The organism is Sagittula marina (genome assembly GCF_014196795.1).
Lineage (GTDB): Bacteria > Pseudomonadota > Alphaproteobacteria > Rhodobacterales > Rhodobacteraceae > Sagittula > Sagittula marina.
On the sequence record NZ_JACIEJ010000011.1, the window covers coordinates 118,448 to 133,513 of the forward strand.

Genomic DNA, 15,066 nt, shown 5'->3' on the forward strand with positions numbered 1-15,066 from the left:
GATCAGCCGTTGCCGTGCCCGGTAAAGCGCGCCGCGTCTTCGGCGGCGCGTCGGATGGCGTTGGATTTGTGCACCGTCTCCATATACTCGGCCTCGGGGTCGCTGTCATAGACCACGCCGCCGCCCGCCTGAATGTAGAGCTTGTCATCCTTTACGATGGCAGTGCGCAGGGCGATGCACATATCCATGTCGCCGCCGGCGCTGAAATAGCCGACACCGCCACCATAGACGCCGCGCTTTTCCGGCTCGAGCTCATCGATGATTTCCATCGCCCGAACCTTTGGCGCGCCGGACACCGTTCCGGCGGGCATTCCGGCAAAGAAAGCGGAAAGCGCGTCCTGATCCTCGGCCAATTCACCGACCACGTTGGACACGATGTGCATCACGTGGCTGTAGCGTTCGATGATGAACTTTTCCGTCGGGCGAACCGTACCGATTTTGGACACTTTGCCGGTGTCGTTGCGACCGAGGTCGAGCAACATCAGGTGTTCCGCCAGCTCTTTCTGGTCGGCGAGCAGATCGGCCTCCAGCGCGTTGTCCTCCTCAGGGGTTGCGCCGCGGGGGCGGGTGCCTGCGATGGGCCGGATCGTCACCTCGTTGCCAAAGACACGGACGAGGATTTCCGGAGACGCCCCGATGACCTGGAAGCCTCCGAAATTGAAATAGAACATGAAGGGCGACGGGTTGGTCCGGCGCAGCGAGCGGTAGAGTGCGAAAGGCGGCAGCGGAAAATTCTGCGTCCAGCGCTGTGACGGGACAACTTGAAAGATGTCGCCCGCTTTGATGTATTCCTTGGCCGCGTTCACCGCGTCCTTGTAGCTTTCGCGCGTGAAGTTGGAGACGGGTTCGCCCAGATCGGCGGCATTGCCCAGATCGCGCGAGGCCTGCGGTATGGCGCGTTCCAGGTCGCGCACCGCATCCATCACGCGCTCGGCGGCCTGCGCGTAGGCGGCCTTGGCGGACATGCCGTCCTGTGCCCAGGCGGGCGAAACCACGGTGACTTCGCCTTTGACGCCGTCGAGCACGGCGACAACGGAAGGGCGCAGCATCACGGCGTCCGGCAGACCCAGCGGATCAGGGTTCACGTCGGGCAGGCGTTCCACCAGACGGATCATGTCGTAGCCGAGGTAGCCAAAGAGGCCCGCTGCGGCTTGCGGCAGATCGTCGGGCAGGTCGATTTTCGACTCCGCCAGAAGCGCGCGGAACGAGGTCAGCGGATCGTCGGCGCAGGGTTCGAACGCATCCGCATCAAAGCGTGCCTGACGGTTGATCGACGCCTGTTCGCCATGACATTTCCAGATCAGGTCGGGTTTCATCCCGATCATCGAAAAGCGCCCGCGCACTTCGCCGCCGGTGACCGATTCCAGCACGAAAGCGTCCTTGGCGGCGCCGGTCAGCTTCAGCATCAAAGACACGGGCGTGTCGAGGTCGGCGGCCAACCGGGTGTAGACGATCTGATTTTCACCCGCCTCGTAACGAGAGGCAAAGGCGTCAAAGGCTGGGGTCAAAGCGGACATTCAGGGCACCCGTGATTACTGGAAGTTGGCGTTCACGGCATTGACGGCCGCCTGATCGATGGAGACCCCGGCGCGCGACTGGATGTTTTGCGCCAGCGCGCGGAACAGATCCTGCGCCACGTCCTGATCGGCCTGCTGGGCGAAGATCGAGCGCATCTGGTCGGCGGCATCACCTTCGGTGTCGGCGGGCAGGATCTCGTCAAGACGCAGGACGAAGGCTGTTCCGTTGCCCTTCAGGACGGAGACCGCACCGGCCTCCATCTCGAAGACTTCGCGCAATGCGCCCGGCGGGATTTGCGCGCCGAAGGCGGTCCGGGTCAGGCCCGGCTCCGTGCGGGCCTCAAGGTTGACCTCCTCAAAGCTGGCGCCGTCGGTGATTTGCTCCTTGAGCGCCTCGGCCTGCGCGACCAGAGCATCGGCGCGGGCGTCGACCTCCCAGTCGGTGGCGACGCGGTCGCGGATTTCGTCAAAGGCGTAGGGGGCGGCGTCCTGAATCTCGTCGACGCGCAGGGCAAAGATACCGCCGTCGCCCAGCTCTTCGATGGCGGGATAGTCGTCAACTGTTACGGCGTTCGCGATCTCGCCGAAGGCCTCGTAGCCCGCGATGTCACCGCTGTTCTGGCCGTTCCAGCCAATCTGACCCTGCTCAAGTTCGGTTGTCTCGGCCAGCTCTTCCAGCGTGACGCCAGCGGCGAGTTCCTCGTCAAACGTGGCGCCCTGGGTGGCGATGACGCGGCGGGCCCGGTCCAGCGCCACGGTGTCGCGCAGATCCGGGATGGCGTCTTCGAAGCTGGTTTCCTGCGCCGCAAGCACGGCATTCACACGGTAGAGCGCCGGGCCAAGGTTCGACGTCGCGATGACCACGTCCCCTGTGTTGGCGTCAAAGACCGTCTCTGCCGCTGCGCCCAGATCGTCGCGCGCCACGTCGCCCAGATCGGTGTCGGCCAGCTCCAGTCCGCGCGCGTCGACCACGTCCTCGAACGTGGTTTCGCCAGCGGCAATGCGGTCGGCCGCGTCTTGCGCTGCGTCGGCATTCGGCATCACCAGCCGTTCCACAAGGCGACGCTCCGGCATGTTGAACTCGGTCTCACGCTCCTCGTAGGCGGCGCGCAGCGTGGCTTCGTCCACTTCGACGGTGTCCACGATCATGCTTGGGGTCAGCCAGACATAGGTGATCTGCTTGGTCTGCGGGCGGGTGTAGCGGTCCAGGTTGTCCTCGTAGAACGCCTGCAGCTCCTCATCCGTGGGCACGGCGACGCCGGTGTCCAGACGGTCCTCGGACAGTTGCGCCCAAGTGAAGGCGCGGCGTTCGCCGGCGTAGCCGATGAGCGTGTCGATGTAGGTGTCGGGAAGGGTCACGCCGCCTTGTACCGCGGTCTGAAGCAAGGTCGCGGCGCTTTCTGCGCGGAGGTTTTCTTCGAACTCGGCCTCCGTATAGCCCGCGTTTTCCAGAGCGAGGCGGTAGGTTTCGCGGCTGAACTGGCCATCAACGCCCTGGAACCCTGCGACATTCTGCAGGTCACGCGCCAGACGTTCGTCGCCCACGGACAGGCCCATGCGGGCGGCTTCGTCTTCGAGTGCAGCTGCGATGACAACACGGGACAGGACCGCATCGGGCAGGCCAGCGGCGCGGGCCTGTTGAAAGGTCAACGGCTCGCCGGTTTCGGCCTGCACGGCGTTGATTTCGGACCGGAGGTTGCGGAAATAGTCCTGCGCCGGGATATCCGTGTCACCGACGCGCCCGATCGAGCTTACGGTGCCGCCGAAATTTGTCGCGCCAAAGCCGCCAAGCCCCAGAAGAAGCAAACCCAATAGGATGTAGCCGCCTGTCTTGCCGACACCGCCTGCTTTTCTAATCATTTCTGCCTCCCCGCGCTGGTTCGGCCTTGTCTAAGCCGGGGTCGCGGGCGGTGCAAGGGGCGGCAGGTCAAGCTGTTCGAGACGTGAAACAAAGGTCCGCAGCCGCGCCGCATCGGCATTGGCAAACGCCACGCGCAGGCAGCGGTCACCGGAGGCATCGCCGGCGGGCGTGAACATGGTGGCGGGCAGGATGAGGGCCTGAACCTTTTGCACCATCAGCGGAGCGAGGTCAGCCGCGCCCATGGCAAAAGGGTGTTCGAGATAGGCAAAGTAGGCGCCGAGGCCGCGCATCCTCCATCCCTTGTGCTCCAGCGGGGCGAATGCCTCTGCCAGAGCCGCGCGACGTTGAAGGATTTCCTGGCGTTGGTCTGCTTTCCAGTCGCCGAGGTGGGTCAGGCCCCAGAGCGCCGCCTTTTGCCCGAGGGAGGGGGCGCAGATCGCGACGGTGTCCTGAAACTTCTCGATCTGATGCAGCAGGTCAGGCGCGGCGATGATTGCGCCGACGCGGTGTCCGGTCAGCCGGTAGGCCTTGGAAAAACTGTAGAGCTGTATCAGCGTTTTGTCCCAGTCCGGGAGCCTGAGCAGGTCGTGCGGCGCGCCCGTGCGGGAATCGAAATCGCGGTAGGTCTCGTCGATGATCAGCTTGACGCCCGTCTCGCGGCACAGGTCGTGGAGCGCGCGCAGGGTGTCCGCCGGGTATTCGACGCCAGTGGGGTTGTTCGGCGATACGAGAACGATGGCGCGGGTGCGCGGGGTGATCCGCGCGCGGGCGGCGTCCACATCTGGGATCAGCGCATCGGTGCAGGGCAGGGGGACGGTGCGCACCCCGCTCATGTCCAGCCACATTTTGTGGTTGAAGTACCATGGCACGGGCAGGAGGACCTCGTCTCCTTCGCCGGTCAAAGCAGACAGCGTGGCGGCGAAGGCCTGATTGCAACCGGCTGTAATGGCGACATTTTCCGGCCCGAGCGTTGCGCCGTAATGCGCGGACCAATCCGCCGCGAGTGCTACGCGCAGATCTGGACGACCCAGAACCGGACCGTACAGATGGCTGTCGGCCTCACCCAGCATGTCCGACATGGCCGCCAGCATCGGCGCAGGCGGCGGATCGGCGGGGGCAGCTTGCGCGAGGTTGAGCAGGGGACGGTCTTCGGGAAACGTCACGCCCTTCAGCCAGCGCTGCGCCTCGGGGATCGGCGGAAAGAAAGTGGCGTCGGTGCGCGTCGTCATGGCTGGCCTCTCACGTTGTGTGCGGAGGCTATCAGCGGCGACAGCGCGCGCAAGTCACACGCCATCGAATGCGGTGCGCGCGGCCTTGATCGCCCCATGATGACGGTTGGCCCAGTCCTTCAGCCCGGCGATGGGGGCAAGGGCGGAGCGTCCCAGATCGGTCAGCGCATATTCCACGGCGGGCGGCTTTGTCGGAAACACCTCGCGCGAGATCATGCCGTCGCGTTCCAGATCCCGCAGCGTTTGCGTCAGCATCCGCTTGGAGATATCGCCAACGGCCCGTTGCAGCGCTGAAAAACGGCGCGGCTCTGCCTCCAGCGCGATCAGGATGAGAAGGGTCCATTTCTGACCCACGAGGCTGAGCACATCGCGGATCGGACACAGGCCCGGTGCCGGCGGCGCCCCCATCGGCGCATCGGCAAAGAGAAGGTTACCTAAAGGTGCCTTGGTCACGAAATGATGCCTCCTTCACGGCTTTGGCTTGGCGGTCTACATACGAGACCATATCCCGATTCGGGACGGTCATGAAAGGAAACATCATGTCACTGAAGTATCTTGTCACCGGGGCCTCTGGCCAGTTGGGCGCATTGGTCATCGACGCGCTGCTGAAAACCGAGGCACCCGAAAGCATTGGCGCATTGGTCCGCCGCCCCGAGGCCGCCGCGCCGCTGGAGGCCAAAGGTGTGACCGTGCGTCTCGCCAGCTACGACGCGCCAGAGGCGCTGAAGGCAGCGTTTGACGGCGTGGAGCGGCTGTTGCTGATCTCATCCTCCGAGGTGGGCAGCCGCGCGACGCAGCATCAAAAGGTCATAGACGCGGCCCGGGCGGCTGGCGTGGGCTTTGTCGCTTATACCTCGATCCTGGAGGCGAAGGCGTCGCCTTTGACGATTCTCCCCGGCGAACACGTGGAGACCGAGGACGCGCTCGCGGCCTCCGGCTTGGCCTACGCCGTGTTGCGCAACGGTTGGTACACGGAGAACTACGCCATGGGCGCGCCGACGGCCGTCCAGTTGGGCGCTTTGTACGGGGCGGCGGGCGAGGGGCGCATTGCCAGCGCGGCACGGGTCGATTTCGCGGAGGCGGCGGCAGCGGTTCTGACCGGTGAACTGCCTGCCAGCGGGACGGTCTTTGAGCTTGCGGGCGATGACAGCTACACGCTGGACGACTTCGCGGCGCAGATCTCTGCGATCACTGGCAAGGAGGTTCCCTATGTGAACCTGTCGCAGTCTGATTATGCGGGCGCATTGAAGCAGGCGGGCCTGCCCGATGGTTTGGCGGAGATGCTGGCGGACAGTGACAATGGCGCATCTCAAGGCGGGCTGTTCAGCGACGACAAAACCCTGTCCAAGCTGATTGGCCGTCCCACAACGCCTTGGCGGGACACGCTCAAAGCGGCTTTGGCCTGAACGCAAAAGGGCGAGACCTGCAAAGGTCTCGCCCCGAAAAGTCTGATCAGCTTGATCGATCAGTCATCCGCGCCGTGATAGGGTTTGACGTATTGCAGCGCCATGTCCCACGGGAAAAAGATCCATGTGTCCTGGCTGACCTCGGTCACAAAGGTCTGCACCTGCGGTTTGCCCTGCGGCTTGGCATAGACCGTTGCGACATGCGCCTTTGGCATGTGTTTGCGCACCACTTCGAGCGTGCGGCCCGTATCCACGAGGTCATCGACCACCAGAACGCCGGTGCCGTCACCGATCACATCCATGTCAGGGGACTTTATCACTTTCGGTTCGGCCTGGGTCTGGTGATTGTAGGACTTGACGGAGATCGTATCCACCATGCGAATGTCCAGCTCACGCGCCACGATCATCGCAGGGGCCATGCCGCCGCGCGTGATGGCCACGACCGCGCGCCATGCGCCGTCATCGGGCCCGTGCCCCTGCAAACGCCAGGCCAGCGCCCGCGCGTCGCGGTGCAGCTGGTCCCAACTGACGTGAAAGCCTTTTTCATGCGGAAGACGGTTGTCCATGGCGATATCCTTGATAGCAGCTTGGAGGGGGTCTTAGGCCAGTGAGCGCCCGAAGGGCAAGGCTTGAAACGGAAAGCAGTGCTGTCAGGCGCAGCGTCAGAAGCGCCCTACGTGGGCCTGCGACGTTCATTCCGAGGGGAGTTCAGGGCGTTGGCGGGAAAATCAACGGCGCTGTTTGAAGCAATACAGCTCTCATACAAGAAAGCCGCAGCCTCATCGGCTACGGCTTTCGTTTCATACGTTGTCAGAGGCAGGCGTATCAGCCCTTCGAGATGTCGGGCGCATCCACTGCCTTCATGCCGACGATATGATAGCCGCTGTCGACGTGGTGCGTCTCTCCGGTGACACCGTTGGACAGGTTCGACAGCAGATACAGGGCAGAGCCGCCCACATCGTCGATGGTCACATTGCGGCGCAACGGCGAGTTGTATTCGTTCCACTTCATGATGTAGCGGAAATCGCCGATGCCGGAGGCGGCCAGCGTTTTGATCGGTCCGGCAGAAATCGCGTTGACGCGAATCCCGTCCTTGCCCAGATCTTCGGCCAGATACCGCACGGAGGCCTCCAGCGCGGCCTTGGCCACGCCCATCACGTTGTAATGTGGCATGATGCGCTCTGCGCCGTAGTAGGTCAGCGTCACGGCGGAGCTGCCCGGCTTCATCATCTTTTCGGCGCGCTGCATCACGGCGGTGAAGCTGTAGACAGAGATGTCCATGGTCAGCTGAAAGTTGCCGCGCGTGGTGTCCACATAGCGGCCCCGAAGCTCGTTCTTGTCGGAAAAGCCGATGGCATGGACGATAAAGTCGAGGTCTTCCCAATCCTGGGACAGGCTGTCGAAAAGCATGTCGATGGAGCCTTCGTCGCCCACGTCGCAGGGCAGCACAATGCTCGAGCCCAGCTTCTCGGCCAAGGGTTCGACGCGCTTCTTCAATGCCTCGCCCTGATAAGAGAATGCCAGCTCCGCGCCAGCGTCGCTGAGTGCCTTGGCAATTCCCCAGGCGATCGACTTGTCGTTCGCCAGCCCCATGATGAGACCACGCTTGCCTGCCATCAAACCGTTTGACATGTCCGCCCCTTCAACCAAATCGTCCGTCAAAGGCTCGTCTACGGTATCGCTTTCGGGCGAACAAGGGCGCAAAGCGGTGAAACAATATACTGGGCGGTGGTGGTGTGGCCCCCGCCACATGATGGGAAAGACAGCGATATGACCGAGAGAGACGGAATTTTTGCAGGCGATGACCCCTTTGCGTTGGCGCGCGCATGGCTGGCGGAGGCCGAGAAAACTGAGATCAACGATCCGAACGCCATCGCCCTGTCGACGGTGGATGCCGATGGAATGCCCAACGCGCGGATGGTGCTGCTCAAGGAGATCGAGGACGATGCCTTTGTGTTTTACACCAATTACGGATCGGTGAAGGCGCGGGAAATCGAGCAGGCGGGGAAGGCGGCTTTTGTCATGCATTGGAAGAGCTTACGGCGACAAATCCGGGTTCGCGGCACTGTGACCCGTGAGGAGGGGCCGAACGCGGACGCCTACTATGCCTCCCGGTCGCTCAAAAGCCGTCTGGGGGCCTGGGCCTCGGAGCAAAGCAAACCCCTGGAGAGCCGTGGGCACCTGATGGCAGAGGTTGCAAGGGTCACCGCGACTCATGGGCCTAATCCCAAAAGGCCGCCCTTTTGGGGAGGGTTTCGTATACGTCCGTATGAGATAGAATTCTGGGCCGACGGTGCATTTCGCTTACACGACCGTTTTCGTTGGGAACGGGAAGAAAAAAATACCGACTGGTTGGTCACCCGTCTAAACCCATAGTAAACCATTGGTATCATATGATTAATTCACGTTACGTGAAGTGCAAAAGCGGCATGAAGTGTAGCGATTGTGAACGCTATTGACACAAATTCGGTCAGGGGATGCCTTGCTTCCCCTCCTCGCTTTGTTCCAAAAACATATCGGGGATATGTGATTTTCGTTGGGAACACCGTGGAACAAGAGACAGAAGACGGGCGAGTGATCGCCGGAAAGGTAAAGTGGTTCGACCCTGTAAAAGGCTTTGGCTTTGTGCTGGCTGACGAGGGTGGGCCGGATATCCTCTTGCATGCCAATGTGCTGCGCAATTTCGGACAGAGCTCCGTGGCGGATGGCGCGCGTGTCGAGATCGAGGTGCAGCGCACGGATCGCGGCGTGCAGGCGGTCCAGGTCATCAGCATCGAACCGCCCGAGGCGCCTGAAGGTGCGCCGCTCGCGGATTTCGAACATCTCGATCCAGAGGTCATGGAGCAGGCAGAGCTTGAACCGGCACGGGTGAAATGGTTCGACAAGGCCAAAGGCTTTGGCTTTGCAAACGTCTTCGGAAAGTCCGATGATGTTTTCATTCATATCGAGGTTCTGCGTCGATCGGGGCTGGCGGATCTGCAACCGGGCGAAGCCTTGGCGATCCGGGTGGTCGACGGTCGTCGCGGACGCATGGCAATGGAAGTGAACGCATGGGAAGCCGCATTGACGCGTTAAAGACCAATTTAAACAGTTTTGTGGCGGCGGCGCTGGTCATGGTTGTGACCAGCGGTGCTGCCTCTGCGGCGTCTGAATGCCGCGATGATGTCCTGCATATGCGGGGCGATTTTGGCGAGGCCAGATTCACAATCGACGTGGCCGATACCGGGCCGGAACGCAACCGCGGGTTGATGTTTGTAGAAAAGATGCCAGCAAGCTACGGGATGCTGTTCGTTTTCGAACGCCCGCGTCAGGTGGCATTCTGGATGAAGAACACTTTGATTCCGCTCGACATGATCTTTGCCGATGCGGCGGGGGTTGTTCAGAACGTGCATGTGAATGCAGTGCCGGGTGATCTGACGTCGATTCCCGGAAAGGGCCAGATCAAATACGTTTTCGAGATCAACGGCGGGCTTGCGCCCATGCTTGGGATCGGTCCGGGCACACAGTTGCGGCACCCGGCGATCGACGGCGCGGCCTGGGCGTGCGAATAGCGGGAGAGACCTTCATTTTTCGCTTTTCATCCGCGGCAGAGGTCGCTATGTGAGCGGCCAGTCGGGGCGTGGCGCAGCTTGGTAGCGCGTCTGTTTTGGGTACAGAAGGTCGTGAGTTCGAATCTCGCCGCCCCGACCACTTTACCAACTTTTTGAGCAATACCTTTCGGCCACATTCTGTTGTTGTCGGTCGGTAAAGGTTGTTTGCCAACAAAGTGCCTTGGGGCGCTGCGTGACGTAGACACCAGTATAGCCTGTAAGGTCTACTGCCGGCTTGTCGCTGCGACAGGAGGAACTGGTTTTCATCGGTTTTGACTGGTCAGCGCCATTCCAAACACAGCCCGCGCTCGACCTTTTCTGGGATTCACGGTCATCGGCTGGATTCGAGCTGGATGTGGTTGGGCATCTAGCGCGGCGTATCCGGAGGTACGCGCACACGGCTCCTTCGAAGGAAGGCAGTTAGACGGCGCAGGTCAATGGGGCCAGCGTGATCCGCAACGATTATGCGGGATTCGCGGCGTCTAAATGTGACGCTGGTGGCGCTGCCGTGCCGGGTTTGGGCGGAGGTGCGGGCCCTCGCCGAACAGGTCTGCGCGCCGCGTGGCGTGACAAAAGCTGTTTGAGACAAAGGCGGTTGGCACCACCGGGTTTTGATCTGTCAGATCAGGGAATTGAAAAAGGCGATGTGCGAGGTCGCCCTATTTGCAATTAAATCACGCCGATCTCTGCCAGGGCGCCCGCCAGTTCCGGGGGCAGGGGCTCCTCTGCGGCGCGGCCTTTGGGCAGATCCCGAGGGGCATCGTCGGGGGAGAGGTAGCGCCAGCCTTGGAACGGGCGGCGCGGCGAGGTCGTGGTGCGCACGATCTCGGGGTCAAGCACCAGCAGGCAATGGCGGATGCCGTCATCGGCGATATGCTCTTCCATGCGGAGCACGCGCTGGCGGCATTGTATCAGCCCTTTGATCACCCAGTAGATTGACCCAGCGGCAACGATGTCTGCCTCTTTTTTCGGCCACATGCGGGTGCGGTGGCGGGGCAGCCCGTCGGTGAACCGTTTGGCAAAGCCTTTTTGCCATTCCATCAAGCTATCGACGCTTTCTGTGCCTGCGGAAAGCTTCATCAAGTGGGTTGTTTCGGCCAATTCTGATTTCCTCTTTGAGGCTGTATATGGTATGTGCAGGGTTCATAACTTCAAGTCCTAGCGGCAGGTAAGTTCAGAATACAGTTTTTTAGGGGTTCAAAAGCGACCTGAACCCGGCTACCCAAACCGCCTGCTCACTGCTTTTTACCGACATAGAGGAATCGCCTGCCATGACCCGTTTTGCCGCGCCAATTGCTGAACAGATTTGGGACATGAAATACCGCCTGAAGGAGGCGGATGGCACCCCTCTGGATACCACGGTCGAGGACACCTGGCGTCGGATCGCGCGCGCGCTGGCGCAGGCAGAATCCGATCCCGAGGTCTGGGAAAAGCGCTTTTACGCGGCGCTGGAAGATTTCAAATATCTGCCCGCGGGCCGCATCACTGCAGGGGCAGGCACCGACCGCACCGTGACGCTGTTCAACTGTTTCGTCATGGGCACCGTGCCGGACAGCATGGGCGGCATCTTCGACATGCTGCGAGAGGCCGCGCTGACCATGCAGCAGGGTGGGGGGATCGGCTATGATTTCTCGACCATCCGGCCAAAGGGAGCGCCCGTGGCCGGTGTGGCCGCGGATGCCTCTGGCCCGCTGTCTTTCATGGATGTCTGGGACGCGATGTGCCGCACGATCATGTCCGCAGGGTCGCGCCGGGGCGCGATGATGGCGACCATGCGCTGCGACCACCCTGACGTGGAGCATTTCATCGCGGCAAAGTCCGACTCGGCCCGCCTGCGGATGTTCAACCTGTCGGTGTTGGTGACAGACGACTTCATGGAAGCGGTGAAGGCGGACGGGTCCTGGGAGCTGGTCTTTGACGGTGTGGTCTACAAGACCGTGCAGGCGCGCGACCTGTGGAACACGATCATGAAGGCGACCTACGATTATGCCGAGCCGGGCGTGATCTTTATCGACCGCATCAACAAGGCCAACAACCTCAACTATTGCGAGACCATCGCGGCCACCAACCCCTGTGGTGAGCAACCGCTGCCGCCTTATGGCGCGTGTCTGTTGGGCTCTGTGAACCTCGCGCGGTTGGTGAAGAACCCATTCGGGTCGGATGCAGATCTGGATCAGGAGGCGCTCGACGACCTCGTGGCCTGTGCCATCAGGATGATGGACAATGTGGTCGATGTGTCGAAATTCCCGCTGCCTGCGCAGGAACTGGAAGCGCAGAACAAGCGTCGTATCGGCCTGGGCGTCACCGGTCTGGCCGACGCATTGCTGATGTGCGGCCAGAAATACGGCACGGAAGAGGCCGCCGCCGTGGCCGAAGGCTGGCTGAAGCAGATCGCGCGTGCGTCTTATCTGGCATCTGTGGAACTTGCGAAAGAGAAGGGGGCTTTCCCGCTCTTTGATGCTGAGAAATACCTTGCCTCCGGCAACATGATGCAAATGGATGACGACGTGCGCGAGGCCGTACGTGCCCATGGCATTCGCAACGCTTTGGTGACGTCGATCGCACCGACGGGGACGATCTCGCTTTACGCGGGCAACGTGTCTTCCGGGATCGAGCCTGTGTTTGCCTACGCCTACACGCGCAAGGTCCTGCAAAAGGACGGCACCCGCACCGAAGAGGAAGTTGTCGATTACGCGGTCCAGATGTACCGCGAAAAGTTCGGCGCCGACGCGGAACTGCCCGAGTATTTCGTGAACGCCCAGACGCTGGCGCCGCTGGACCATGTGCGCATGCAGGCTGCGGCGCAAAAATGGGTGGACTCGTCCATTTCCAAAACCATCAACTGCCCGGAAGACATCTCCTTCGAGGCCTTCAAGGAAGTGTACCTTGAAGCCTATGAGACCGGCTGCAAGGGGTGCACCACTTATCGTCCCAACGATGTGACAGGGTCTGTGCTCTCGGTGTCCGAAGAGAAAAAGGACGCGCCCGCCGTGGTGGCCAACGACGACGCCGAGCCGCAGCAGCCGCATGGTGACGTGATCTACATGGCGGAGCCTTTGGACCGTCCAGAGCACCTCGAAGGCAACACCTACAAGCTGAAGTGGCCCGACAGCGAGCACGCCATCTATCTGACGATCAACGATATTGTTGTCGGTGGCCATCGACGCCCATTCGAGGTTTTCATCAATTCCAAGAACATGGAACATTACGCCTGGACGCTGGCGCTGACCCGGATGATCTCGGCTGTGTTCCGTCGTGGTGGAGACGTGTCCTTTGTGGTCGAAGAGCTGAAAGCCGTGTTCGACCCGCGCGGTGGCGCCTGGGTTAAAGGGAAGTACATTCCTTCGATCTTGGCGGCCATTGGCGGCGTGATCGAGCAACACCTTGTGGCCACTGGCTTTGTTGAGGGCCAAGGCCTTGGGTTGAAAGCCGACCCCACCGCCAAGGTTGTCGGTCTGGACGCGCCTCGCGGGAAAGCTTGTCCGTCATGCGGGCAGTTCTCCATGATGATGGTGGAAGGTTGCATGACATGTTCGTCGTGCGGGCATTCGAAATGCGGGTGATGTGAGTTAGGGTCAGAAGTGTAGGACCCACTAAATCTTGTCCATTTCCGGGGTAATTTGTCCATTCCGGCACAGGATTAATGACCATCGGCTGCGCTGCAGTCGGTGGTTTCTTTTTATATCAATGACTTAGTCACCTGTCGGATTTGCCGTCTTTCATGCGCTGTCGGAGCGCTCTGCCCTGGTGGGTGCCGTTGACGACCAGCCGTGCGTTCGGCATCCCTCAGGGCCAATCCGGCCGGGTTCTTTCCAACATCCCCCTCATGCAGAACCTCTGCCCGAGGGCATGGCGCGATGCGCCAGAAAGGACCTTTATGACGAAGATCAAGTTCATCAATGCCCGCTTCGCCGATCTCGATGAGAACGAGTTCGCGCTCAAGCGCCGCTTCGAGTGGCACCTGCGCAAGCTCCGTGCCCTTCGAGACGGGGTGTCCCCAAAGGTTCCGGGAGACTTCGAAGATGAGTTGCGCTGGAACGAGGAACTCACCGCCGTTCGGCTCTCGGAAAAGGACCGCAACAAGGTGCTGCGCCGTGCGCGCCGGGTAATGGGCGCGCGTGCCAAGGCTTCCGGTCTCAGCCATCTCAGCGCGGATGACCGGCGCGCGCTTGAGGCGTTCCGCGGCGGGACTGATCTGGTCGGCATCGCCAGCGAACACCGCGCCGATGAGATCGCGGCCGCCATTCATGCCGAGCTGCCCTGGATGGCATCCGCCACTGACTTCCTGTGGAAGGCGATGCGCCGCTCGGTGCGGGCGGGTGAGCCCGGGTTCCGTCTGCCGCCCGTGCTGCTCGACGGCCCGCCGGGGATCGGCAAGAGCGTTTGGTCACGCGAACTAGGCCGCCATCTAGGTGTCCCGCGCTGTGGGATCGAAGGGACCGCGGAGCAGGCCTCCTTCGTCGTCAACGGCTCGCAACGTGGCTGGAGCTCAGCCTTTCCGGGCCGGCCTCTGCAAACCATCGTGCAGAGCCTCTGCGCCAACCCGATCGTGGTAATCGACGAAATCGAGAAGGCCGGAACACCCACCTCGACGAATGGGCGGACATATGGCTTGACCGAGGGGCTGCTGCCGCTGCTGGAGCGCTCGTCTGCCGTGGCATGGAAGTGCCCCTATTACCAGGTGGGCTTCGACATGTCCTGGATCAGCTGGGTCCTGACCTCGAACAGCCTGAGGATGCTTCCGGCCCCATTCCTGAGCCGCTTGGACATCCTGCGCCTTGTCGGCCCCGGCAAGGGAGATCTCATCTCCTTCGCGGAGCGCGAGGGCGCACGACGGGGGCTGTCTGATGCTGCCCTGGGCGCGATCTGCGATGTGATTGACCAGGTTGCTGAAGCACATGAGCTAAATCTACGCCATGTGTTCCGCATGCTGACCAGAGCAGAGGCCATGGCATGCAGCCCGCCGTCGCATTGAGCAGTGGATGCAAGCGCGCGCCTTAGGTCGGCTTGGACTATAGCTGCCGCTTGCGCTGGCCGGTGTCAGCCCAAGCGGCATTTGTGCAAGGCGCAACTTTACGCCAGGCGCCGACACGAAGGGCGGAGAGCCGACTTGCGCTGCGTGCTTAATCAACGACCACTGTGCGAAGTGAAGCAGAACCCGGTACCCGTCGTCTTGACCACTACTTCGTAGATGCTCCGGCACATAACAGCACTATGCATTAAGTGAGATTAAATAGGTCGCTCTACCTTGGGCGGCCTTTTACAAGACGGTCCTGATCAATGTGGACCTTCACCAGCTTTTCGGAAATGGCATGCCTAATGTGTTACCCCCAAATCCTCACGAAGCGTGTCCTTTATAGTTCCGTCAGGCGTTGTTGCGCAAATAAGGTTCGGGGATGAGTTTTCCCTTTCCCACCTGAGTTCAAGTTACGGCTTCGATCTCGGCCCTGCCGAGGGCCGAGA

The 15,066-nt window shown here is 61.5% G+C and carries 13 protein-coding genes and 1 tRNA gene; 7 read left to right on the forward strand and 7 right to left on the reverse strand.

The window, feature by feature from the left end; translation table 11 throughout:
* Positions 1-2 precede the first annotated feature (2 nt).
* Genes trpE through GGQ68_RS19405 form a run of 4 tightly spaced genes read right to left on the reverse strand, consistent with a single transcriptional unit; the run spans position 3 to position 5,015 of the window.
* On the reverse strand, positions 3-1,517 hold the full coding sequence (gene trpE / locus GGQ68_RS19390) for an anthranilate synthase component I (protein WP_183968934.1): 1,515 nt from the start codon (positions 1,515-1,517) through the stop codon (positions 3-5).
* Positions 1,518-1,532: 15 nt separating this feature from the next.
* The gene (locus tag GGQ68_RS19395; RefSeq protein ID WP_183968936.1) at positions 1,533-3,377 is read right to left on the reverse strand and encodes a peptidylprolyl isomerase; all 1,845 of its coding nucleotides are present in this window, start codon (positions 3,375-3,377) and stop codon (positions 1,533-1,535) included.
* A gap of 30 nt (positions 3,378-3,407) precedes the next feature.
* Positions 3,408-4,607, reverse strand: a complete 1,200-nt coding sequence (locus GGQ68_RS19400) for an aminotransferase (protein ID WP_183968939.1) — start codon at positions 4,605-4,607, stop codon at positions 3,408-3,410.
* Positions 4,608-4,661: 54 nt separating this feature from the next.
* Entirely contained in the window at positions 4,662-5,015 is a 354-nt protein-coding gene (locus tag GGQ68_RS19405; RefSeq protein ID WP_183968960.1) for a winged helix-turn-helix transcriptional regulator, read from the reverse strand.
* Positions 5,016-5,146: 131 nt separating this feature from the next.
* On the opposite strand from GGQ68_RS19405, the gene GGQ68_RS19410 reads away from it, so the two are divergent.
* Positions 5,147-6,013 (forward strand): SDR family oxidoreductase, encoded by an 867-nt coding sequence (locus tag GGQ68_RS19410; protein WP_183968941.1) that lies wholly within the window; start codon positions 5,147-5,149, stop codon positions 6,011-6,013.
* Positions 6,014-6,072: 59 nt separating this feature from the next.
* Here the strand turns inward: GGQ68_RS19410 and gpt are convergent, their stop codons facing one another.
* Both gpt and fabI read right to left on the reverse strand, forming a co-directional pair.
* Entirely contained in the window at positions 6,073-6,579 is a 507-nt protein-coding gene (gpt, locus tag GGQ68_RS19415; protein ID WP_183968943.1) for a xanthine phosphoribosyltransferase, read from the reverse strand.
* A gap of 259 nt (positions 6,580-6,838) precedes the next feature.
* Entirely contained in the window at positions 6,839-7,645 is an 807-nt protein-coding gene (gene fabI, locus GGQ68_RS19420; RefSeq protein ID WP_183968945.1) for an enoyl-ACP reductase FabI, read from the reverse strand.
* A gap of 138 nt (positions 7,646-7,783) precedes the next feature.
* Between fabI and pdxH the strand changes: the two genes are divergently transcribed.
* From pdxH to GGQ68_RS19440, 4 genes are all read left to right on the forward strand, one after another.
* A complete protein-coding gene (pdxH, locus tag GGQ68_RS19425; protein WP_183968947.1) occupies positions 7,784-8,389 on the forward strand; it encodes a pyridoxamine 5'-phosphate oxidase in 606 nt (201 codons plus the stop codon).
* A gap of 171 nt (positions 8,390-8,560) precedes the next feature.
* Positions 8,561-9,088 carry a cold shock domain-containing protein gene (locus tag GGQ68_RS19430; RefSeq protein WP_183968949.1) on the forward strand — a complete coding sequence of 176 codons (528 nt, stop codon included), beginning with the start codon at positions 8,561-8,563 and terminating at the stop codon, positions 9,086-9,088.
* Positions 9,064-9,564 carry a DUF192 domain-containing protein gene (locus tag GGQ68_RS19435; RefSeq protein ID WP_183968951.1) on the forward strand — a complete coding sequence of 167 codons (501 nt, stop codon included), beginning with the start codon at positions 9,064-9,066 and terminating at the stop codon, positions 9,562-9,564. Before GGQ68_RS19430 ends, GGQ68_RS19435 begins: the two co-directional genes overlap by 25 nt.
* 62 nt (positions 9,565-9,626) lie before the next feature.
* Positions 9,627-9,703, forward strand: a tRNA-Pro gene (locus GGQ68_RS19440).
* Between the two features lie 569 nt (positions 9,704-10,272).
* Here the strand turns inward: GGQ68_RS19440 and GGQ68_RS19445 are convergent.
* Positions 10,273-10,683 carry a DUF1489 family protein gene (locus GGQ68_RS19445; protein WP_183968961.1) on the reverse strand — a complete coding sequence of 137 codons (411 nt, stop codon included), beginning with the start codon at positions 10,681-10,683 and terminating at the stop codon, positions 10,273-10,275.
* 191 nt (positions 10,684-10,874) lie between these two features.
* On the opposite strand from GGQ68_RS19445, the gene GGQ68_RS19450 reads away from it, so the two are divergent.
* Positions 10,875-13,166 carry an adenosylcobalamin-dependent ribonucleoside-diphosphate reductase gene (locus GGQ68_RS19450; RefSeq protein WP_183968953.1) on the forward strand — a complete coding sequence of 764 codons (2,292 nt, stop codon included), beginning with the start codon at positions 10,875-10,877 and terminating at the stop codon, positions 13,164-13,166.
* Positions 13,167-13,480: 314 nt separating this feature from the next.
* A complete protein-coding gene (locus GGQ68_RS19455) occupies positions 13,481-14,578 on the forward strand; it encodes an AAA family ATPase (RefSeq protein ID WP_183968955.1) in 1,098 nt (365 codons plus the stop codon).
* Positions 14,579-15,066: the final 488 nt, after the last annotated feature.